The 21,255-nt window shown below is 71.0% G+C and carries 22 protein-coding genes; 7 read left to right on the top strand and 15 right to left on the bottom strand.

Translation table 11 applies throughout. The features are described 5' to 3' along the window. From GWI24_RS04540 to GWI24_RS04530, 3 genes are all read left to right on the top strand, one after another. Window positions 1-548 (top strand): TerD family protein (locus tag GWI24_RS04540; RefSeq protein WP_210944600.1); only part of this gene is annotated, 548 nt, incomplete at its 5' end. 69 nt (window positions 549-617) lie between these two features. Next, entirely contained in the window at window positions 618-908 is a 291-nt protein-coding gene (locus GWI24_RS04535) for a hypothetical protein (RefSeq protein ID WP_210944599.1), read from the top strand. Next, entirely contained in the window at window positions 890-1,303 is a 414-nt protein-coding gene (locus GWI24_RS04530; protein ID WP_210944598.1) for a PIN domain-containing protein, read from the top strand. The genes GWI24_RS04535 and GWI24_RS04530 overlap by 19 nt, the downstream gene beginning before the upstream one ends. Before the next feature lie 128 nt (window positions 1,304-1,431). On the opposite strand, the gene GWI24_RS04525 is transcribed toward GWI24_RS04530, so the two are convergent. The 3 genes from GWI24_RS04525 to GWI24_RS04515 form a co-directional block, all read right to left on the bottom strand. Beyond that, entirely contained in the window at window positions 1,432-2,562 is a 1,131-nt protein-coding gene (locus tag GWI24_RS04525; protein ID WP_308343457.1) for an LLM class flavin-dependent oxidoreductase, read from the bottom strand. 51 nt (window positions 2,563-2,613) lie between these two features. Further along, a complete protein-coding gene (locus GWI24_RS04520) occupies window positions 2,614-4,062 on the bottom strand; it encodes an alkaline phosphatase PhoX (protein WP_210944597.1) in 1,449 nt (482 codons plus the stop codon). 373 nt (window positions 4,063-4,435) lie between these two features. Continuing rightward, complete coding sequence (locus tag GWI24_RS04515; RefSeq protein ID WP_210944596.1) at window positions 4,436-5,953, bottom strand: hypothetical protein; 1,518 nt, start codon at window positions 5,951-5,953, stop codon at window positions 4,436-4,438. 396 nt (window positions 5,954-6,349) lie between these two features. Here GWI24_RS04515 and GWI24_RS04510 point away from each other — a divergent pair, with 396 nt between their 5' ends. Next, window positions 6,350-8,176 (top strand): endonuclease/exonuclease/phosphatase family protein, encoded by a 1,827-nt coding sequence (locus GWI24_RS04510; RefSeq protein ID WP_210944595.1) that lies wholly within the window; start codon window positions 6,350-6,352, stop codon window positions 8,174-8,176. Window positions 8,177-8,282: 106 nt separating this feature from the next. On the opposite strand, the gene dapD is transcribed toward GWI24_RS04510, so the two are convergent. From dapD to GWI24_RS04455, 11 genes are all read right to left on the bottom strand, one after another. Continuing rightward, a complete protein-coding gene (gene dapD / locus GWI24_RS04505; protein ID WP_210944594.1) occupies window positions 8,283-9,272 on the bottom strand; it encodes a 2,3,4,5-tetrahydropyridine-2,6-dicarboxylate N-succinyltransferase in 990 nt (329 codons plus the stop codon). 156 nt (window positions 9,273-9,428) lie between these two features. Further along, a complete protein-coding gene (locus tag GWI24_RS04500; protein WP_210944593.1) occupies window positions 9,429-9,998 on the bottom strand; it encodes a TetR/AcrR family transcriptional regulator in 570 nt (189 codons plus the stop codon). Then, on the bottom strand, window positions 9,998-10,318 hold the full coding sequence (locus tag GWI24_RS04495; protein ID WP_210944592.1) for a multidrug efflux SMR transporter: 321 nt from the start codon (window positions 10,316-10,318) through the stop codon (window positions 9,998-10,000). Before GWI24_RS04495 ends, GWI24_RS04500 begins: the two co-directional genes overlap by 1 nt. 150 nt (window positions 10,319-10,468) lie before the next feature. Beyond that, window positions 10,469-10,804 carry a metal-sulfur cluster assembly factor gene (locus GWI24_RS04490; RefSeq protein WP_020872231.1) on the bottom strand — a complete coding sequence of 112 codons (336 nt, stop codon included), beginning with the start codon at window positions 10,802-10,804 and terminating at the stop codon, window positions 10,469-10,471. Continuing rightward, the gene (gene sufU / locus GWI24_RS04485) at window positions 10,801-11,265 is read right to left on the bottom strand and encodes a Fe-S cluster assembly sulfur transfer protein SufU (RefSeq protein WP_210944591.1); all 465 of its coding nucleotides are present in this window, start codon (window positions 11,263-11,265) and stop codon (window positions 10,801-10,803) included. The genes GWI24_RS04490 and sufU overlap by 4 nt, the downstream gene beginning before the upstream one ends. Window positions 11,266-11,276: 11 nt before the next feature. Next, window positions 11,277-12,533, bottom strand: a complete 1,257-nt coding sequence (locus GWI24_RS04480) for a cysteine desulfurase (RefSeq protein ID WP_137977454.1) — start codon at window positions 12,531-12,533, stop codon at window positions 11,277-11,279. Beyond that, entirely contained in the window at window positions 12,530-13,294 is a 765-nt protein-coding gene (gene sufC, locus GWI24_RS04475) for a Fe-S cluster assembly ATPase SufC (protein WP_210944590.1), read from the bottom strand. Before sufC ends, GWI24_RS04480 begins: the two co-directional genes overlap by 4 nt. Window positions 13,295-13,301: 7 nt before the next feature. Next, entirely contained in the window at window positions 13,302-13,625 is a 324-nt protein-coding gene (locus GWI24_RS04470) for a non-heme iron oxygenase ferredoxin subunit (protein ID WP_210944589.1), read from the bottom strand. Continuing rightward, window positions 13,622-14,791, bottom strand: a complete 1,170-nt coding sequence (sufD, locus tag GWI24_RS04465) for a Fe-S cluster assembly protein SufD (protein ID WP_210944588.1) — start codon at window positions 14,789-14,791, stop codon at window positions 13,622-13,624. Before sufD ends, GWI24_RS04470 begins: the two co-directional genes overlap by 4 nt. Window positions 14,792-14,882: 91 nt before the next feature. Then, on the bottom strand, window positions 14,883-16,304 hold the full coding sequence (sufB, locus tag GWI24_RS04460) for a Fe-S cluster assembly protein SufB (protein WP_210944587.1): 1,422 nt from the start codon (window positions 16,302-16,304) through the stop codon (window positions 14,883-14,885). Then, a complete protein-coding gene (locus tag GWI24_RS04455) occupies window positions 16,301-17,101 on the bottom strand; it encodes a metalloregulator ArsR/SmtB family transcription factor (RefSeq protein WP_210944586.1) in 801 nt (266 codons plus the stop codon). Before GWI24_RS04455 ends, sufB begins: the two co-directional genes overlap by 4 nt. 195 nt (window positions 17,102-17,296) lie before the next feature. Between GWI24_RS04455 and GWI24_RS04450 the strand changes: the two genes are divergently transcribed. The 3 genes from GWI24_RS04450 to GWI24_RS04440 all read left to right on the top strand — a co-directional run bounded on the left by GWI24_RS04450 (window position 17,297) and on the right by GWI24_RS04440 (window position 20,092). Further along, window positions 17,297-18,223: an ABC transporter ATP-binding protein gene (locus tag GWI24_RS04450; protein WP_210944585.1), complete on the top strand. Its 927-nt coding sequence runs from the start codon at window positions 17,297-17,299 to the stop codon at window positions 18,221-18,223. After that, a complete protein-coding gene (locus tag GWI24_RS04445) occupies window positions 18,220-18,993 on the top strand; it encodes an ABC transporter permease (RefSeq protein WP_210944584.1) in 774 nt (257 codons plus the stop codon). The genes GWI24_RS04450 and GWI24_RS04445 overlap by 4 nt, the downstream gene beginning before the upstream one ends. 106 nt (window positions 18,994-19,099) lie before the next feature. Beyond that, on the top strand, window positions 19,100-20,092 hold the full coding sequence (locus GWI24_RS04440) for a heme A synthase (RefSeq protein WP_210944583.1): 993 nt from the start codon (window positions 19,100-19,102) through the stop codon (window positions 20,090-20,092). Here GWI24_RS04440 and GWI24_RS04435 read toward each other — a convergent pair. Continuing rightward, window positions 20,062-21,198 (bottom strand): amidohydrolase, encoded by a 1,137-nt coding sequence (locus GWI24_RS04435; RefSeq protein ID WP_247615869.1) that lies wholly within the window; start codon window positions 21,196-21,198, stop codon window positions 20,062-20,064. The genes GWI24_RS04440 and GWI24_RS04435 overlap by 31 nt on opposite strands. Between the last annotated feature and the right edge of the window lie 57 nt (window positions 21,199-21,255).

Below are 21,255 nucleotides of genomic sequence, written 5' to 3'. Positions count from 1 at the left end.
GCCTGCAGAAGAACCAGACGGTGTCCCTGGTCAAGGGCGGCCGCCCGCTGCTCAGCTCGGTGAAGATGGGCCTGGGCTGGGAGCCCGCGTTCCGCGGCAAGGACATCGACCTGGACGCGTCCGTGATCGCCTTCGGTGTCGACCGTAAGAAGATCGACGCCTGCTTCTTCGGCAAGCTGGCCATCCTCAACGGCGCCATCCAGCACTCCGGCGACAACCTCACCGGTGAGGGCGGAGGCGACGACGAGTCCATCACCGTCCACCTCGGCGGCCTCCCGCCCGAGGTCACCGGCCTGGTCTTCACGGTCAACTCGTTCTCCGGCCAGAAGTTCACCGATGTGGCCAAGGCGTACTGCCGCCTGCTCGACGCCCAGACCGGCGAGGAGCTGGTCCGCTTCGACCTCACCCACGCCGAGCCGCGCACGGGCGTGATGATGGCGAAGCTGATCAAGCAGTTCTCGGGTGAGTGGGAGATGACCGCGATGGGCGAGTACGTGGACTCGCGCACCGTCCGAGGCATGGCCAAGCCCGCCGGCAAGGCTCTGTGAACCAATTCGCCCGCCATGCGTCGGGCGTTTCCGGATACGGATTATTAAACCGATTGCTAAACTGGTCGCATGCATAAGGACGCAGTGGAGCCAGGGATCGGGGAGGGACCCGCGAAGGCGCTCAGCGTGTCCCTTCCCGAGGGCACGGTACGGGCATTGCGGGACCGGGCGGGCAACCGCGGCGTCTCCGCCTTGGTCGCCGCGGCCATCGAGGAGCACCTGCGCAACCAGGCCACTCGCGAGAATCTCGCCGAGTTCGAGAAGGAGCACGGTCCCTTCACGGCCGAGGAGCGCCAAGCGGCCGCGGACGTCTGGTCCGCGGCCGAAGGCCGGGAGTCCCGGTGGCGCGAGGCCGGCTGACCGGAGGCGGCAGCTTGGTGCTGGACAGCCAAGGATTGTCGCTCTACCTCGAAGAGGACCGGGCCGTGATGAACATGGTGCGGTCCGCGCTGGACCGCGGCGCCGACCGAGTGGTCAGCGGAGCCACCCTCATCGAAGCCCAGCACAACGGCATCAAACGCACCCGCTGGAACTATGTGCTGTCGCAGCTGCGCGTCGAACCGCTCAGCGTCGACTGGTCCAAGGAAGCCGCCCTGCTCCTGCGGGATACCGGCCTGCACGGGCACAAATACGCCATCGACGCCATGGTGGCCGTCACCGCGCTCCACCAGCCGGGGCCTGTGGTCATGCTCACCTCGGACACGGACGACATGGCAAAGCTGTGTGGCGAGAGGATCACGCTTGTCGCCGTCTGAGATGAGGCCGTACGAACTGACGGACACCGATTGCCACCAGACCGCGCGGCGGCAGATCGAGCGGGACCGCCTTGCCGAGCTGACCGCCCAGTACGAGGCCGAGCACGGGCCGCTGAGCCGAGCGGAGGTCAGCGCGGCGCGGGCGCTTCTGCGCCACTGCGGATGCCGAACTCATGCCCACGGCTCAGCGTGCGCGAACCCGGTGACGTAGCGGCCGGCACAGAACCGGAGGCACGGCCGGAGCCGGAGTCACCGGACAGCCCCGCCACGCGGGCCAGGCGGCGGTAGGAGTCCAGGAGGGCCTCGCGGTCATAGGTGCTCGTCGTGACCAGCACCTCGTCGGCACCGCTGCGCTCGATGAGCTCGTCGAGCGCGGCGGCGACCTCGTCCTCCGTGCCGTACAGCTGGCCGCGCAGGCCGCGCTCGTAGAAGCCGCGCTCCTTCTCGGTCATCTCCCGGGCCTCGATCTCCGGGACCGGGGCCAGCGGCGGGAAGACGCCGTGGGTGCGGGAGTGGGCCATCGACCATGCCTCGGGGAGCAGCAGTCGGCGGGCCTCCTCCGTGGTGTCGGCGACCGCGACATTGCCCGAGACGACGACGTACGGGGCGGAGGACCACGCCGAGGGGCGGAAGCCCGTGCGGTAGCGGTCGATCGCGCGCAGCATCTCGTCCCGGCCGCGCGGATCGCCGATCACCAGGGACAGTCCGGCCCGCGCCGCCAGGTCCGCGCCGGCGCCGGTGGCCAGGACGAAGACGGGCAGCCGCAGCCCCTCGGCCGGGTGGGCGTGGACCTGGGGGTGGGCGTCCTGCTCACCGGTGAACCAGCCGAGCAGCTCGTCCAGTTGGGCGCCGAAGTCCCGCGCGGCGTCCTTCTCGGCGCCCAGGGCGCGGCGGATGCCGTCGGTGAAGCCGACGGAGCGGCCCAGGCCCATGTCGATCCGGCCCGGGAAGAGGGATTCGAGCACCCCGAACTGCTCGGCCACGACCAGCGGGCGGTGGTTCGGGAGCATCACACCGCCCGTGCCCACGCGGATGCGGACCGTCGCCGCCGCGACGGCGGACGCCAGCACCGTGGGCGCCGAACCGGCGACGCCGGGCACGCTGTGGTGCTCGGAGACCCAGAAGCGGTGGTAGCCGAGCGCCTCGGCCTGCTGCGCGAACCGCACTGTGTCGCGCAGCGCCTGCGACCGCTCCCGCCCCTGGCGGGTGCGGGAGCGGTCCAGGATGGAGAAGGGGGTGGTGCGCAGGCGTGAGGTCACACCCGCGTCAACGCGTTCCCCGGCCGGGACGATTCCCCCGGGCCATTGGCCTCAGCGCTGGCGGCGCCAGGGGCCGGTGATCGCGAGCATGATGCCCGGCACCTGGATGTTGGCGTACAGCGTCGATCCGTCGGGCGAGAAGACCACACCGGTGAACTCGCTGAACTCCGGCTCCTCCGCGCTGCCGATGTTCAGGTCGTTGCGCGCGATCGGATACGTCCGGCCGTCCTCGGTGGCGCCGAAGAGGTGCTGGATGCCCTCGCCGTCCTCGGCGATCACCAGACCGCCGTACGGCGAGACGGTGATGTTGTCCGGGCCGTCGAAGGCGCCGTCCTTCGACGGGTCGGGGTTGACGCCCAGCAGCACCTTGAGGGTGAGGGTGCGGCGCTTGGGGTCGTAGAACCAGACCTGGCCGTCGTGCTGGACCGGGCTCTCCTCACGGGCGTACGAGGAGACGATGTACGCGCCGCCGTCCGCCCACCACATGCCCTCCAGCTTGCGGGCCCGGGTGATCTCGCCGTCCTTGAACTGCTTGCGCACCGACACCGACTTCGCGTCGCGGTCCGGCACCGGCTCCCAGTCCACGCCGTAGACCGTGCCGGTCTTGGTGGCGCGGGACAGGTCGTCCACGAAGTTGCCGCCCGAGTCGTAGCACTTGGGCGCCTGGAGCACGCCCGCGTCGTCCTTGAGCGTGCCGAGCTTGCCGCGGCCGTGCTCGAAGCCGTGCGGCGGGACCCACCGGTAGAGGAGGCCGTTCGGGCCGGAGGCGTCCTCGGTGAGGTAGAGGTGGCCGCGCCCCGGGTCCACGACGACGGCCTCGTGGGCGTACCGGCCCAGGGCCTTGATCGGCTTCGGGTCGCGGTTGGCCTTGCGGTCGTGCGGGTCGACCTCGAAGACGTAGCCGTGGTCCTTGGTCATGCCGTTCTGGCCGGCCTTGTCCTCGGTCTCCTCGCAGGTGAGCCAGGTGCCCCAGGGGGTACGGCCACCGGCGCAGTTGGTGGCGGTGCCCGCGATGCCCACCCACTCGGTGACGTGGTCGCCGTGCTTGGAGACCTCGACGACGGTGCAGCCGCCGGAGGCCGCCGGGTCGTAGACCAGGCCCTCGGTCAGCGGGACCGGGTGCGGCCACTTGCTGCGGGGGCCGCCCAGCTCGTGGTTGTTGACCAGCAGCGTCGCACCGCGCGAGCCCTCGAAGGTGGCGGTGCCGTCGTGGTTGGACGGGGTGGACTCGCCGGACTCCAGCTTCGTCTCACCGGTACGGGTGATGATCTTGTAGCTGAAGTCCTTGGGGAGGGCCAGGATGCCCTTGGGGTCCGCGATGAGCGGACCGTAGCCGAGCGACGAGCCGCCGTGGCCCTCGACCCCCGCGACGCCCTCCTCGGTCGCCTCAGCGGCGAGCGCGCCGGGTGCGGTGGCGAGCACCCCCGCACTTCCGACCAGGGCGAACCCGGCCCCGGTGTACGCGGAACGCCTCGCGAAGTCTCTTCGGCTGAGCGGCATGTCTTCTCCCGAACGCAGGGTTGTGTCCTCCGGACTGCGGCCATACGTTCCCGTCTCAGGCCGAACATCAGTTGAACGGCGCGCGACATCAACGGACGAATGACCGCCGATCCCTTATACGGCGGGCGAAGCGTTACGGTTCTACGCGGCGACGACCACTCCCCGCTCGCGGGCGTCACGCCCCGCCTCCCGCGAGCGCACCGCGGGTCACCGGAGGCACCGGCCGCGCACGCTCCGCGCGCGAGCAGGGCCCCGCGCGGATGGCGACGCGAGGCGCCGGGTCGGCGCCCCCGCGCCGGTCCGCACCGCGGCACGCGGGCACGCGGGCACGCGGAAGGCGACACGGGCGGGACTCGGTGGACCCGCGGAGCGGCTACGCCCGGGAGCGGGCCTTGAAGGCGGCCTTGCGGGCCTCCTTGGCGGCCTTCTTGTCCGGGTGCAGGCGGCCCATCGCCTCCAGGACGTCCGCCGTCGCCGGGTGGTCCACCCGCCAGGCCGAGTCGAAGAAGCTGCCGGACTGGTCGACCAGGCCCCGCACCAGATCGCGCAGCTCCGCCGAGTCGCCCTCGGAGGCGAGCTGGGCCGCGAGGGTGTCCACGGTGAGCCAGAAGACCATCTCCTCCGACGGCTCCGGGACACCCACCACCCCGTGCTCGGCCAGCCAGACCCGGGCCAGCCCGCCCAGGTGGCGGTCGTCGAGCACCTCACGCAGGGCGGGCTCGGCCTCGGTCCCGGCCAGCGAGAGGGTCTGCTGGCAGGTGAGGCGGCGCAGCGGCGCGTCCTCGTCGTCGCCACGGGCGGCGGCCAGCAGCTCGCGGGCGGCCTCTTCGGGCGTACGACGGGCCAGCCACTGCTCGGCCTCGGCCCGCGCGGCGGGCTCGGGGTGGCCGGGGAGGGCGTCCAGCAGGATGTCGGCGCCCTGGTCGGCCAGGTCGCCGACGGCCGGGGCGTCGATGCCCGCCTCGAGCATCCGGGCCCGTACGGCGTAGACGCCGAGCGGGGTGAGCCGCACCATGCCGTAGCGGGAGACGTCCTCGTCCTCGAACTCCTGGGCCGTCTCGGGCTCCTGGATCCGGCCCTCGCCGTCGACCTCCTGGATCAGCGCCTCGTCCACCGGCTGGTACTCGACGAGGCCGGTCGGGGCGAGCAGCCGGAACTGGTCGTCCAGCCGCACCATCGCCTCGGAGACCTCTTCGAGGATGTCGTCGGTGGGCTCGTCCATGTCCTCGGGGACGATCATGGAGGCGGCCAGCGCGGGCAGCGGTACGGGGGCCGTGGCGGCCTCCTCGTCCAGGGCGGTCAGCAGATAGAGGTTGCCCAGCACCCCGTCGAGGAACTCGGCCTCCTCCTCCGGGTTCCAGTCGAGCGCGTCGAGGTCGAGCTCGCCGCTCTCGCTGATCTGGGCGGCGATGTCGCTCAGGTCGGGGGCGGCGGCGTCGGCCAGCACCGTCTCGAAACCGTCGAGCCAGATGTCCAGGATGTCGCGCGGGCCGCCCTCGGTGATCAGCCGCAGCTCCTCGCCGCTGGTCGCGACGGCGGAGAACTCGTCCTCGGCCGTCGCCTCACCGTCCGCGCGTTCGCCGCCGTCGTCGCTTTCGCCGTCGCCCCCCGTCGGCTCCCCGATCTCGACCAGCCCGGTGTCCACCGCCAGCTGCCACGCCTGCGCCGCGTACAGCGGCCCGTCCTCGTCCCCCGCGAGTTCCAGCAGCTCGGTCGCCTCCCGCAGCTCGCCCTCCGGCAGCGCCCCGCCCGACGCCGCCGGCTTCCCCTGCTCGGCCCAGCGGGCGAGCCGGACCGCGCGGGCGAGCAGCGGCGCGGCGAGTGCGTCCCGCGCGAGTTCCGCGTCGGTGCGAAGCCGCACGGGCGGCATGGTGGGGCGCTCTTCTGGCATGGGCGGACGTCACTCCTCGAGGGCACGGAAGTCGCGGGCGCGGAGGTCGCGGGCGCGAATGCGGGGCTGTGCGGCTATGCGGCTGTGGGGCCATGGGTCCACGGGACCGTGGAGCCATGGAGGTACGGCGATGCGGGGTGTACCGGCGCGGGTGCGCGGATACGGCCCGGACCCCAGCGTAGACGGAACGGGACGGCACTTTCGTCCCGATGTGGTCTGCGCCCCGTCCCGCGCCCCCTCCCGCACCACATCCCGCGGCCCTCGTTCATGTTTCGATCCCGCTTCCGCCATGCCCGGGCCACCCGTCCTCCCTTGACAACTTCCGTGGCGAGGAAAGAGATTGACGCGCGTAGAGGCACATTCCTCGCCGTTCACTCCTTTCCGGAGGCCACCACCATGTCCCTTCGCGCCCCGCGCGGACCCGTCGCCCTCACCGCCGTCGCCGCCTCCGCCCTCGCGGCCGGGCTGCTCGCCATGCCTTCGTCGGCCTCCGCCGCCGAGCTCCGCATCCATGACATCCAGGGCAGCACCCGGATATCCCCGCTCGCCGGACAGCAGGTGAGCGACGTCCCCGGCACGGTCACGGCGATACGCGCCTTCGGCTCCTCGCGCGGCTTCTGGATCCAGGACACCCGGCCCGACAAGGACGCGGCCACCAGCGAGGCGATCTTCGTCTTCACCGGGTCGACCACGCCCTCGGTCGCCGTGGGCGACTCGGTGCTGGTCTCCGGGACGGTGTCCGAGTACTACCCGGGCGGCAAGGACGCCGGTGGGCAGTCGCTCACCGAGCTCTCCAAGGCGACCTGGTCGGTCCAGTCCTCCGGCAACGCGCTGCCCGCCGCCTACCGGCTCAACCCCTCCACGATCCCCGACCGCTACACCCCGGACGCCGGTGGCGACTCCATCGAGGGGCTGACGCTGCGGCCGCGCTCGTACGCCCTGGACCGCTACGAGTCGCTGGAGGGCATGCGGGTCTCGGTCGAGAACGCCCCCGTGGTCGGCGCGACCAACACCTACAAGGAGCTGTGGGTCACCGCCGAACCCCGCCACCAGCGCACCGCACGCGGCGGCGCCCTCTACAACTCGTACCGCGACCCGAACGCGGGCCGGGTGAAGGTGGTGTCGCTCCTGCCCTACGCCCAGCACCCCTTCCCCGTGGCGGACGTCGGCGACGCGCTGACCGGCACCACGGCCGGGCCGATGGACTACGACAACTTCGGCGGCTACACGATCGCGGCCACCGCGATGGGCGAGCCGGCCGACCACGGCCCGCAGCGGGAGACCACCCGCAAGCAGCAGGCGGACGAACTCTCCATCGCCACCTACAACGTGGAGAACCTCTCCCCCAAGACCGCCCAGTCGAAGTTCGAACGGCTGGCCACCGGTCTTGTGGAGCACCTCGCCTCGCCGGACATCGTCGCCCTGGAGGAGGTCCAGGACGACAACGGCGCGACGAACGACTCCGTGGTCGGCGCCGACGCCACGCTGAAGAAGCTCACCGACGCGATCAAGGCGGCGGGCGGTCCCGCGTACGAGTGGCGGCAGATCAACCCGGTGGACGACCAGGACGGCGGCGAGCCGGGCGGCAACATCCGCGTGGCGTTCCTCTACAACCCCGAGCGGGTCTCCTTCACCGACATCCCGGGCGGCGACTCCACCACCCCCGTGAAGGTCGAGAAGACGGGCGGCAAGGCCACGCTGTCGGCCTCCCCCGGCCGTATCGACCCGGCGAACGGCGTCTGGAAGGCCAGCCGCAAGCCGCTGGTCGGTCAGTTCTCCTTCCGGGGCCGCCCGGTGTTCGTGGTCGCGAACCACTTCAACTCCAAGGGCGGCGACCAGGGCCTGGACAGCCGCTTCCAGCCCCCGGCCCGCTCCTCGGAGACCCAGCGCACCGGGCAGGCCACGGCGGTCAACACCTTCGTCAAGGCGCTGTTGAACGCCGATCCGAAGGCGTCGGTGGTCGTCGCGGGCGACCTCAACGACTACCAGTTCTCGCCCGCGCTGGCCGACCTCACCAAGGGCGGTGTGCTGACGGACCTGGTGACCCGGCTGCCGAAGGACGAGCGCTACGGCTATGTCTACAACGGCAATTCGCAGGTGCTGGACCACATCCTGACCAGCCGCGCGCTGCGCCGTGCCGACTACGACATCGTGCACATCAACGCCGAGTTCTCGGACCAGTCCAGCGACCACGACCCGCAGGTGGTGCGAGTGCGCCCCTGAGTGGAGGTTGTGGGCAATCGTCACGCGGGGCGGGACGGGTGGGCACAACGCCACCCACCGGCCCGCACCCGGCGACGAAACCCAAGGGGGGCGAACCCCGGCCAACTCAGTTGTGGCTGTGCAGCGCCTCGTTCAGACCGCCCCAGGAGCCGGTGCGGGGCAGCGCCTCGACCGTGCCGGTGATGGAGTTGCGGCGGAAGAGGAGGTTGTTGACGCCGGAGAGCTCCAGGGCCTTGGCGATCTTGCCGTCCGGGAGCGTGATGCGAGTGCCCGCCGTCACATACAGCCCCGCCTCGACGATGCAGTCGTCGCCGAGCGAGATGCCCAGACCCGCCTCGGCGCCGAGCAGGCAGCGCTCGCCGATGGTGATCGTCTGCTTGCCGCCGCCGGAGAGGGTGCCCATGATCGAAGCGCCACCGCCGATGTCGGAGCCGTCGCCGACCACGACGCCCGCGCTGATCCGGCCCTCGACCATGGAGGTGCCGAGCGTGCCGGCGTTGAAGTTGACGAAGCCCTCGTGCATGACCGTGGTCCCGGGGGCGAGGTGGGCGCCGAGCCGGACCCGGTCGGCGTCGCCGATGCGGACGCCGGCGGGGACGACGTAGTCGGTCATCCGGGGGAACTTGTCGACACTGGTCACCGACAGCTGCAGCCCCTCGGCGCGGGCGGCGAGCCGGGCCCGCTCCACCTGGTCGGCGGGGACCGGGCCGAGCGAGGTCCAGGCGACGTTGGCCAGCAGGCCGAACTGGCCGTCCAGGCTCAGGCCGTGCGGCTTGACCAGCCGGTGGCTGAGCAGATGCAGCCGCAGATAGACGTCGTGCGCGTCCCTGGGCTTCTCGTCGAGCGAGGCGATGACCGTGCGGACGGCGACGACCTCGACGCCGCGCCGGGGGTCCGGTCCGACCGCCTTGAGGGCGGCCTCGCCCAGCAGCCGCGTGGTGCGCTCCGCGTCGAGCCGCTCGGTCCCGGCCGGGCCGGGCTCGGCGGTCAGCTCGGGGGCCGGGAACCAGGTGTCCAGGACGGTGCCGTCCTCGGTGAGGGTGGCGAGACCGGCGGCGACGGCGCCGGTGGGGGCGGTGGTGGGTGCATCGGTCATGGTCAGAACGCTAACCGGAGCCGGGCCCGGGAGGCGAACCGGTCTCAGCGAGCGGTCCCGGGCAGTCCGTCGTGCGGTCTCGTCGAGCGGTCCGTCGCGCGGTCTCAGCGCGCGGTCGGCCCGTGCGGTCTCAGCGAGCGGGCGGCCCCTGCGGTCTCAGCGCGCGGTCGGCCCGTCGTCGCCGTCCCCGCCCATGATCCGCGCCAGCGCCGCGCGGGTGCCCTCCCGGTCGTACGGGCGGTCCGCCAGCAGCACCTGCAGGGTCAGCCCGTCGATGAGGGCCACCACCGCGCGCGCCGTGGCCGCGTCGGGCACCAGTCGCGTGAGCATCCGGGCCATCTCGTCCAGGCACTCGGCGGCGAGCGGCCGCAGCCCCTCGTGGCGCAGCGCGGCGAAGTACAGCTCGTACTCCAGCTCCATCCGCGCCCGGTCGCCCGTGAGCTGCTCCCCCAGCCACCGGGCCAGCTCGTCCGCGGGCGGTGCGGCCGGATCGACGCCCTCGACCCAGTGCCTCACCTCCGCCAGCCACTCCGCGTTGATCTGGCGGAGCGCCGCGACCAGCAGGTCGTCGAGGGTCGCGAAGTGGTAGGTCGTCGAGCCCAGCGGCACATCGGCCGCGGCGGCCACGGCCCGGTGGCCGAGCCCCGCGATGCCGCGCTCGCGGACCACGGCGGCCGCGGCGTCGATGATCCGCTGCCGCCGCTCGGGGTCGTAGCGGCGGCCCATCAGTGGGCACCGTTCAGATTGAGCACCACCACCCCGGCGATGACCAGCAGCACGCCGAGCACCTTGGCGGCGGTCATCGCCTCCCCCAGGAAGAGCATGCCGATCGCGGCGATCACCGCGGTCCCGGCCCCGGACCATATGGCGTAGGCGGTGCTCACGGAGATGGACTTGAGCGTGTGGGCGAGCAGCACGAAGGACAGCAGATAGCCCACGCCGGTGGCCAATGAGGGCCAGAGTCTGCTGAAGCCTTCGCTGTACTTCATCGAGGTGGTCGCCAGGATCTCGGTCAGGATGGCCCCGGAGAGCGTCACATATGCCATGCGTACGAGCGTACACAACGATGCGTACGGGCGTACACAACTAACCCGCCCCGGGGTTACGAACACGCGAACGGCCCCCGTGCCGAAGCACGGGGGCCGCTCACGAAGCGCAGGAGGCCGTCAGACGTTCGGGCGCCCAGACGTTCGGACTCAGACGTTGAAGCCGAGCGCGCGCAGCTGCTCACGCCCATCGTCGGTGATCTTGTCCGGGCCCCACGGCGGCATCCAGACCCAGTTGATCCGCAGCTCGTTCACGATGCCGTCGGTCGCGGACTTGGCCTGGTCCTCGATGACATCGGTCAGCGGACAGGCCGCCGAGGTGAGCGTCATGTCGATGGTGGCGATATTGCCGTCGTCGACATGGATGCCGTAGACCAGACCGAGGTTGACCACGTCGATGCCCAGCTCGGGGTCCACGACGTCGTACAGGGCCTCGCGGACCTCTTCCTCGCTGGCGGGCTTGGTGGTGGTGGCGTTCTCGGTCATGCGGTCTTCCCTCCGGCGGTCTCGCCCAGTGCCTGCGACGTGGCGTCCTTCCACGCCATCCAGCTCAGCAGGGCGCATTTCACCCGGGCCGGGTACTTGGAGACACCGGCGAACGCGATCGCGTCCTCCAGCACCTCCTCCATGGCGTCGTCCGGCTCGGCCTTGCCCTTGGACTGCATCAGCTCCAGGAAGGTCTCCTGGATCCTGCGCGCCTCGGCCAGCTCCTTGCCCACCAGCAGCTCATTGAGCACCGAGGCGCTGGCCTGGCTGATGGAACAGCCCTGGCCCTCGTAGCTCACGTCCTTGATGGTGTCGCCGTCAAGCCGCACCCGGAGCGTGATCTCGTCACCGCAGGTGGGATTGACGTGGTGTACCTCTGCGTCGCCGTTCCTCAGCCCCCGGCCATGGGGGTTCTTGTAGTGGTCCAGGATCACGTCCTGGTACATCGAATCCAGCTTCACGCGGCACGCCCCTACCCGAAGAAGTTCCGTACGTGCTCCAGGCCCTCCACCAAGGCGTCGACCTCGGCCGGCGTGGAGTACAGATAGAACGACGCTCGGGTGGTCGCCGGAATTCCGTAGCGCAGGCATACGGGGCGGGCGCAGTGGTGACCGACCCGGACCGCGATCCCCTGCTCGTCCAGCACCTGGCCCACATCGTGGGGGTGGATGTCGCCGAGCGTGAAGGAGATCGTGGCACCGCGCTCCTCGGCCGTGGTGGGGCCGATGATGCGCAGGTCCGGCACCTCCAGGAGCCTGCCGACCGCGTAGTGCGTGAGGGCGTGCTCATGGCGGGTGATGTTGTCCATGCCGATCGAGGTGAGGTAGTCCACGGCCGCGCCGAGGCCGACGGCCTGGGCGATCGGGGGCGTACCGGCCTCGAACTTGTGCGGCGCCGGGGCGTAGGTGGACGAGTGCATCGAGACGGTCTCGATCATCTCGCCGCCGCCGAGGAACGGAGGCAGGTCCTCCAGCAGCTCCTGGCGGCCCCACAGCACCCCGATACCGGTCGGACCGCACATCTTGTGGCCGGTGAAGGCCACGAAATCGGCCTGGAGCGCCTGCACGTCCAGCAGCATGTGCGGGGCGGCCTGGGAGGCGTCGATCACCACGAGGGCGCCGACGTCCTGGGCGCGGCGGACGATCGCCTCGACCGGGTTGACCGTGCCGAGGATGTTGGAGACCAGCACGAACGAGACGACCTTGGTCTTCTCGGTGATGATCTGCTCTATCTCCGACAGGTCGAGGCGGCCGTCCTCGGTGAGGCCGAACCACTTCAGCTTCGCGCCGGTGCGCTGCGAGAGCAGCTGCCACGGAACGATGTTGGAGTGGTGCTCCATCTCGGTGATGACGATCTCGGTGTCCTGGTCCACCCGGTAGGGCTCATCGGCCCAGCCGAGCATGTTGGCCACCAGGTTCAGCGACTCCGACGCGTTCTTGGTGAAGATCACCTCGTCGCGGCTGGGAGCGTTGATGAAGGCGGCGACCTTGTCGCGGGCGCCCTCGTACAGCGCCGTGGCCTCCTCGGCGAGCACATGGACGCCCCGGTGCACATTGGCATTGGAGCGCTCGTAGTAGTCGTTCAGCACGTCCAGCACCTGGCGCGGCTTCTGCGAGGTCGCCGCGTTGTCCAGGTAGACGAGCCGCTGGCCGTCGTGGACGACCCGGTCCAGGATCGGGAAGTCCTTACGGATCGCCTCGGTGTCGAGGAGGCCCGGCAACTGTGTCACTCGGACGCGCCTCCCTTCACGTACTCCTCGTAGCCCTCTTCCTCCAGCTTGTCGGCGAGCTCGGGACCGCCGGACTCGGCGATCCGGCCCGCCGCGAAGACGTGGACGTGGTCGGGCTTGATGTACCGCAGGATGCGGGTGTAGTGGGTGATCAGCAGGGTGCCCACCTGGCCGGACTCGCGGACCCGGTTGACGCCCTCGGAGACCACCCGCAGCGCGTCCACGTCGAGCCCGGAGTCGGTCTCGTCGAGGATCGCGATGGCCGGCTTCAGCAGCTCCAGCTGGAGGATCTCGTGGCGCTTCTTCTCACCGCCGGAGAAGCCCTCGTTCACATTCCGCTCGGCGAAGGAGGGGTCGATGTGGAGGCGCTCCATGGCCTCCTTGACCTCCTTCACCCAGGTGCGCAGCTTGGGCGCCTCGCCGCGGATCGCGGTCGCGGAGGTACGCAGGAAGTTGGAGACCGAGACGCCGGGGACCTCGACCGGGTACTGCATGGCGAGGAAGACACCGGCGCGGGCGCGCTCGTCGACGGACATCGCGAGCACGTCCTCGCCGTCCAGCGTCACGGTGCCGCTGGTGACCGTGTACTTCGGGTGTCCGGCGAGCGAGTAGGCGAGGGTGGACTTGCCGGAGCCGTTGGGGCCCATGATGGCGTGCGTCTCGCCCTGCTTCACGGTCAGGTCGACACCGCGCAGGATCTCGCGGGGACCGCCCTCGGCGTCGACGGAAACGTGCAGGTCGTGGATCTCAAGCGTGGCCATGGGTGCCTCAGGACTCCTGGGTGACGGAGACGAGCACATCGTCCCCTTCGATCTTTACGGGGTACACGGGGATCGGGCGCGTCGCGGGGAGGCCGGACGGCTTGCCGGTGCGCAGGTCGAAGCTGGAGCCGTGCAGCCAGCACTCGATCTGGCAGTCCTCCACCTCGCCCTCGGACAGCGAGACGTTCGCATGCGAGCAGATGTCGTTGACCGCGAACACCTCGCCCTCGGTGCGCACCAGTGCGACGGGCACGCCCTCGAGCTCGACCCGCTTGGGGGTGTCGTCCTCGAGTTCGTCCAGGGCACAGGCGCGTACGAAGGTGTTGGTCATCCTACGGACGCCTCCAGCTCGGCCTCGATCTTGGCGATGAGCCGCTCCTCCAGGTCGGGGATCCCGATCTGCTGGACGAGCTCGGCGAAGAAGCCGCGGACCACCAGACGGCGGGCCTCGTCGGCCGGGATGCCGCGCGCCATCAGGTAGAACAGCTGCTCGTCCTCGAAGCGGCCGGTCGCGCTCGCGTGACCGGCGCCGACGATCTCACCGGTCTCGATCTCCAGGTTCGGCACCGAGTCGACGCGGGCGCCGTCGGTGAGGACCAGGTTGCGGTTGAGCTCGTAGGTGTCGGTGCCCTCCGCGGCGGCCCGGATCAGCACATCGCCGATCCACACCGCGTGCGCCTCCGCGCCCTGCAGCGCGCCCTTGTAGGCCACGTTGCTGCGGCAGTGCGGGGTGTCGTGGTCGATGAAGAGCCGGTGCTCCTGGTGCTGGCCGTTGTCGGTGAAGTACAGGCCGTAGAGCTCGGCCTCACCGCCCGGGGCGCCGTAGACGACCCGCGGGTGGAGCCGCACCAGGTCGCCGCCGAAGGTGACGACCACGGACTTGAAGGTGGCGTCCCGGCCGACCAGCGCGGTGTGCTGACCGGCGTGGACCGCGGTGTCGTCCCAGTCCTGGACCGAGACCACGGTGAGCTTGGCGCCGTCGCCGATCAGGTACTCCACATTGGCGGCGACCGTGGCGTCACCGGTGTGGTCGATGACCACGACCGCCTCGGCGAAGGCGCCGATCTCGATCACCTGGTGACCGAAGGCGGTGCCGCCCTCGCCGTGCACGGCGATCCGCACCGGCTCGGTGAGCACCGTCTCCTTGGGCACCGAGACGACCGACGCCTTCTCGAAGGAGCTGTACGCCTGCGCCGCCACCCGGTCCACCGGCTTGCCGGCCTTCCCCAGGCGCGCGTCGTCACGGCCCACGGTCTCGACCGTGACGCCCTCGGGGGCGGTCACCTCGACCTTGACGCCGCCGTCGGCGACGGCCGTGCCGTCGTGGAGACCGCGCAGCCGCTCCAGCGGGGTGAACCGCCAATCCTCCTCGCGGCCATGGGGCACCGGGAAGTCGGCCACGTCGTACGACGCGGGCGCGCTCACCCGGGCATCGGTGGGCTGGCCCACCTGGATGACGCCGTCCGTGGTGGATCCGGCCGGGATGGTTTCAGCCATGGCTGTCGTACTGCTCACTTTCTGCCTGATGGGCCTGAATGGGGTGCCCGGACGGGGACGGTGCCCCGCCGGGGCCGGAAGGGTGGTGGCGTCAGCCGACCGCGCCCTCCATCTGCAGCTCGATCAGCCGGTTGAGCTCCAGCGCGTACTCCATGGGCAGCTCGCGCGCGATCGGCTCGACGAAGCCGCGCACGATCATCGCCATGGCCTCGTCCTCGGACAGACCGCGGCTCATCAGGTAGAAGAGCTGGTCATCGCTGACCTTGGAGACGGTCGCCTCATGGCCCATGGACACGTCGTCCTCGCGGACGTCCACATACGGATAGGTGTCCGAGCGGGAGATCGTGTCGACGAGCAGGGCGTCGCACAGCACATTGGACTTGGAGCCCTCGGCGCCCTCGCCGATCTCGATCAGACCGCGGTAGGAGGTGCGGCCACCGCCGCGCGCCACCGACTTGGAGACGATGTTCGACGAGGTGTGGGGGGCCATGTGGACCATCTTGGCGCCGGCGTCCTGGTGCTGGCCCTCGCCCGCGAAGGCGATGGACAGGGTCTCACCCTTGGCGTGCTCACCCATCAGGTAGACGGCGGGGTACTTCATGGTCACCTTGGAGCCGATGTTGCCGTCGACCCACTCCATGGTCGCGCCCTCGTAGGCCACGGCGCGCTTGGTGACCAGGTTGTAGACGTTGTTCGACCAGTTCTGGATGGTCGTGTAGCGGCAGCGGGCGCCCTTCTTGACGATGATCTCGACGACCGCGGAGTGCAGCGAGTCCGACTTGTAGATCGGCGCGGTGCAGCCCTCGACGTAGTGGACGTAGGCGTCCTCGTCGACGATGATCAGCGTCCGCTCGAACTGGCCCATGTTCTCGGTGTTGATGCGGAAGTACGCCTGCAGCGGGATCTCCACGTGCACGCCCTTCGGCACGTAGATGAACGAGCCGCCGGACCAGACCGCCGTGTTCAGCGAGGCGAACTTGTTGTCGCCCGCCGGGATCACCGAGCCGAAGTACTCCTTGAAGAGCTCGGGGTGCTCCCGCAGACCGGTGTCGGTGTCGAGGAAGATGACGCCCTGCTCCTCGAGGTCCTCACGGATCTTGTGGTAGACGACCTCGGACTCGTACTGGGCGGCGACACCGGCGACCAGGCGCTGCTTCTCGGCCTCCGGGATGCCCAGCTTGTCGTAGGTGTTCTTGATGTCCTCGGGCAGCTCCTCCCAGGAGGCGGCCTGCTGCTCGGTGGAGCGGACGAAGTACTTGATGTTGTCGAAGTCGATACCCGACAGGTCCGAGCCCCAGGTGGGCATGGGCTTCTTACCGAAGAGCCGCAGGCCCTTCAGACGGAGCTTGAGCATCCACTCCGGCTCGGACTTCTTCGCCGAGATGTCGCGTACGACCTCCTCGGAGAGGCCGCGCTTGGCCGAGGCGCCGGCCACGTCGGAGTCGGCCCAGCCGTACTCGTAGTTGCCCAGACCCTCAAGCTCGGGGTGAGCGGTCTCCGTGGGGAGAGTCATTCGGGGTTCCTCCCGGCCGTGCTGGCAGATGCGGTGGTGGTCTTGGTGGTGCTGGTGTCGGTCTTCTCGACCTTGCCGGTCTTCGGAACGAACGTCGTGCACACCCCGTCGCCATGGGCGATGGTGGCCAGACGCTGCACATGGGTTCCGAGCAGCTGGGAGAAGACCTCGGTCTCCGCCTCACACAGCTGCGGATATCGCTCGGCTGCGTGGGCGACCGGGCAGTGGTGCTGGCAGAGCTGTTCGCCGACCGGCGCGCTGCGCGCCGTAGCAGCGTACCCGTCCGCGGAGAGTGCTCCGGCGAGCGCTTCGGTGCGGCCGCCGGGGGCGGCGGCCTCGACGGCGCCGCGGTACTCCTCCGCCTGGGCGGCGAGCCTGGCGCGGGCGAACGCAGCGACCGCGGCACGCCCCGCCTCGCCGCCTCCGGCGCTCTGCTCGATCCAGCGGAGAGCGTCGACGGCGAGCTTGTCGTAGGCCTGGTCGAAGGCGTCGCGACCGCAGTCGGTGAGCGCGAAGACCTTGGCCGGGCGGCCGCGCCCCCGCGCCCCGTACACCCTCTTCTCTCGGGGCTCGACGACGCCGTCGGCGACGAGGGTGTCCAGGTGGCGGCGGACGGCCGCCTGGGTCAGCTCCAGCCGCAGGGCGAGTTCCGCCGCGGTGGAGGGACCGTGGTCGAGGATGGAGCGCGCCACCCGGTTGCGGGTGCCGTGCTGCTCTTCCGGCGCGGACGCGGGCGTGCCGGACCGCGCGGCCGCTTCGGCCGCGCGTTCGTTCGGAGCCTCGCTCGCGTATTTCACAACGCCATTGTTGCGTAATTCTCCGGCGATCCACAAGCGGGGAGTTCGCCGGTTCCGGTGGGGTACGTCACTTAGGTCTGCCTAAGTCCGGGACCGGGGCCCAGCTGCGGCGACGCGTCCGGGCCCGCATGGCGGGCGCCGCGGCTTTCGGCCCTGCCGCCCACGGACGGCCCCGGGATTCGTAGACTGCCGGACATGCGAGAAGAGCCCGCGGTCGACATCGTCGGCCTGGTCAAGCGGTACGGCCCGAAGACCGCGGTCGACGGGCTCGATCTGTCCGTCGGCCGGGGCACCGTGACCGCCGTTCTGGGCCCCAACGGAGCCGGTAAGACCACCACCGTCGAGACCTGCGAGGGGTACCGCCGCCCCGACGCCGGGACGGTCCGGATATTCGGGCTCGACCCGGTCGCGGACTCCTCCGCGCTGCGCCCCCGGGTCGGGGTGATGCTCCAGTCCGGAGGCGTTTATTCCGGCGCGCGCGCAGAAGAGATGCTGCGCCACACCGCCTCCCTCCACGCGCATCCGGTGGAGGTGAATCTGCTGATCGAGCGGCTCGGTCTCGGCTCCTGCGGCCGGACCACCTACCGGCGGCTCTCCGGGGGCCAGCAGCAGCGGCTCGCGCTCGCCATGGCCGTCGTCGGCCGCCCCGAGCTGGTCTTCCTCGACGAGCCGACCGCCGGACTCGACCCACAGGCCCGCCGCGCCACCTGGGACCTCATCCGCGATCTGCGGGACGACGGGGTCACCGTGATGCTGACGACCCACTACATGGACGAGGCCGAGCAGCTCGCCGACGATGTGGCGATCATCGACGGCGGCAAGGTGATCGCCCGGGGCACCCCGGAGGAGCTGTGCCGGGGCGGCGCCGAGAACACCCTGCGCTTCATCGGCCGCCCCGCGCTCGACCTGGCCTCGCTGCTCAAGGCGCTGCCCGCCGACTCCACGGCCGCCGAGCTGACGCCCGGCTCGTACCGCGTCACCGGCAAGGTCAACCCCCAGATGCTGGCCACCGTCACCTCCTGGTGCGCACAGAACGGTGTGATGCCGGACCGGATCTCGGTCGAGCGGCACACCCTCGAGGACGTCTTCCTGGAGCTCACCGGTAAGGAGCTGCGAACGTGACCGCCACGGGCACTTTTCTCCCCAAGCCGGGGGCGGCCCCGCTGCCGCGGATGATCCGGGCGCAGGCCGCGCTGGAGACCCGGATGCTGCTGCGCAACGGCGAGCAGCTGCTGCTGACCGTCGTCATCCCGTCCCTGGTGCTGGTGCTCTTCAGCACCGTCGACATCGTCGACACCGCCGCCGACGGCAGCACCGTGGACTTCCTGGCGCCCGGTGTACTGGCGCTCGCCGTGCTGTCCACGGCGTTCACCGGACAGGCCATCGCCACCGGCTTCGAACGGCGCTACGGCGTGCTCAAGCGGCTCGCCGTCTCACCGCTGCCGCGGTGGGGGCTGATGGCCGCCAAGACCTGCGCGGTGCTGGTCACCGAGTTGCTGCAGATCGTGCTGCTGACCGCGATCGCGCTGGCCCTCGGCTGGTCGCCGCACGGCGACCCGCTCTCCGTGGCGCTGCTGCTGATCCTGGGCACCGCGACGTTCTCCGGCCTCGGGCTGCTGATGGCGGGCACCCTGAAGGCCGAGGCGACCCTGGCCGCCGCCAATCTGGTCTTCCTGCTGCTGCTCGTGGCCGGCGGCGTCATCGTGTCGCTGGACAAGTTCCCGGGCGCCGTACGGAGCGCGCTGGAGCTGCTGCCGATCTCGGCGCTCTCGGGCGGGCTGCGGGACGTCCTCCAGGACGGGGCCGGGATGCCGTGGCGGGATCTGGGAATTCTGGCGGTCTGGGCGGTGCTGGGGCTGGGCGCGGCGGCCCGCTTCTTCCGCTGGGAGTAGCCCGGGTCCCGCTGGGAGTAGCCCGAGACGGCCCTTACAGCCTGCGGCTTTACCGGAACACAGCCCCTCGTGAAAAGCTGCACAAGCGGCCGCCTACGATGGGCGGGTGCCGAATTCGCTGAATCCCTTCGAGCTGATCGCCCGGCGCTGGCAGCCCTCCGCGCGCTTCGTGGAGCGGGCCGCGCTGGCCACCGTGGTGATGGCCGTGGTCATCGTGGTGACCGGGGGCGCGGTCCGGCTCACCCAGTCCGGCCTGGGCTGTGACACCTGGCCCAAGTGCACCCCGTCCAGCCTGACGCCCACCGCCGACATGGGCATCAACGGCGTCATCGAGTTCACCAACCGCATGCTGACGTACGTCCTGTGCGTCTTCGTCGGTGTGCTGATCATCGCCGCCCGGGCCCGCACGCCGGTGCGCCGCTCCCTCACCCGGCTGGGCTGGACCCAGTTCTGGATCGTGATGGGCAACGCCGTCGTCGGCGGCATCGTGGTCCTCACCGGACTCAACCCGTACATCGTCAGCTCGCACTTCCTGCTGTCCTCCGCGCTCCTCACGGTCGCGATGGTGGTCTGGCAGCGGGCTCGCGAGGGTGACGGCGAGCCACGCGACCTCATCGCCCGCCCGGTGCGCCAGCTGACCTGGCTGTTGGTCGGCGCGACCCTCGCGCTGATCCTGATCGGCACGGTGGTCACCGGCGCGGGCCCGCACGCCGGTGACGCCCGTAAGGTGCACCGCATCCCGCTGAACTGGCAGGAGATCACCCAGCTGCACGTGGACTTCGTCTACATCGTGCTGGGCCTCACCGTCGCCCTGTGGTTCACGCTGCGGGCCGTGAAGGCCCCCGCCGCCCAGCGCCGTACGGTCCTGGAGCTCCTCGTCGTGCTGCTCGCGCAGGGTGTGATCGGGTACGTGCAGTACTTCACCCATCTGCCCGAGGTCGTCGTCGGTATCCACATGCTCGGCTCCTGCCTGGTGTGGATCGCGGTGCTGCGGGTGCTGCTCGCCCAGCGCGAGCGCGCCGCGCTCCCGGCGGCCGTGCCCGCCCCCACCGGCGACCACGAGGCCGTTCAGCCCGAGCCTGCCGCGTCCAGCCGGTAGACCCGGCGCGCGGTCCCGGCCGCGACCAGCCCGGCGATCCGCTGGGCCTCGGCCCGGGTGCAGATCCCCTCGCCGACCCACTCCTCCGCCAGCCGGGCCATGGCCTGGCCGAACAGCCGGGACGCGGTCACATACAGCTCGGGCAGCGCCCGCGCGCCCGTCGAGAACAGCAGCTTGCCGAACGGCGCCTCGCCCAGGGTCTCCCCGGGGCGCGGCCCGGCGTCCGCGTAGACGTGCGGGAAGGCGGCGGCGAGCTGGGCCGCCCGCCGGTGGTGCGGCCGGTCGGGCAGCAGCACCAGATCGGTGCCGAAGCCCGCCGTGGCGCGCAGGAAGCCGATGAGCGACTGCGGATCGGCACAGTGCAGCTGCACCGGAAGACCGGTCGCCACGGCGCTCCACAGCAGATGCTGGGCGAGCGCGGGGTCGGGGGCACGGCCTGGGGCCGGGCGGACGGTGAGCGCGAGCCAGCGGGCGGCGGCGCGCCGCACCTCGCGCGGATCGGGCGGGATCTCGTCGCAGAAGGCGATCCCCATGGCGAAGGCGGTCGCGTGCTGGGCCGCCGCGTACAGCGCCTCGGCGGTGTTGCCGATGAAGGCGTCGACCGTGCCGGAGGTGTCGGCGACCTGCTCGGCCAGCGGCTCCAGGCGGACCACCTCGAGGACCGTGCGGTCGGCGGCCGCGGCCAGTTCGTCGGGCGCGCTGAGGTCGTCCCGGGCACCGGACTCCAGCAGGAAGGTGCCGATGCCGGCGCCGCGCAGCAGCAGCCGCGCGGCACGGTAGGCGCCCAGCTCACGGCGGCGGGCGAGATAGCTGACGGGCGCGCAGTGGGGCTCCATGCCCAGCAGCGGGGGGCACCAGCGGCGCACCGCGAGGCCGGTCCAGCTGTCGAAGAAGGTGGTGCCGGCCGGGGCCGCGCCGGACCCGGCGGCGGCCGCCAGATGGGTCTCGAACGAGCCGACTCCGAGCTCGCCGTCGACCGTGCCGTGGCTGTGCTGGTCGACCAGCGGCGGCAGGGTGATCGGCCCCGCCGCCGGACCCGGCCCGTCGCGGGGGACCGGGCCGGTCGGCGGGCCCACGGTGTCCGGGGAGTCCGTCGCCTCGTGCATCGCCGCCCGCCTCCTCGCCCTCCGGCATCGATGGGCTTAACGGACGGAAGGGGCGCG

The organism is Streptomyces sp. MK37H, from assembly GCF_018035285.1.
Classification (GTDB): Bacteria; Actinomycetota; Actinomycetes; order Streptomycetales; family Streptomycetaceae; genus Streptomyces; species Streptomyces endocoffeicus.
The sequence above is the reverse complement of the archived record's forward strand: the minus strand, read 5'-3'. Positions and strand labels throughout refer to the sequence as shown.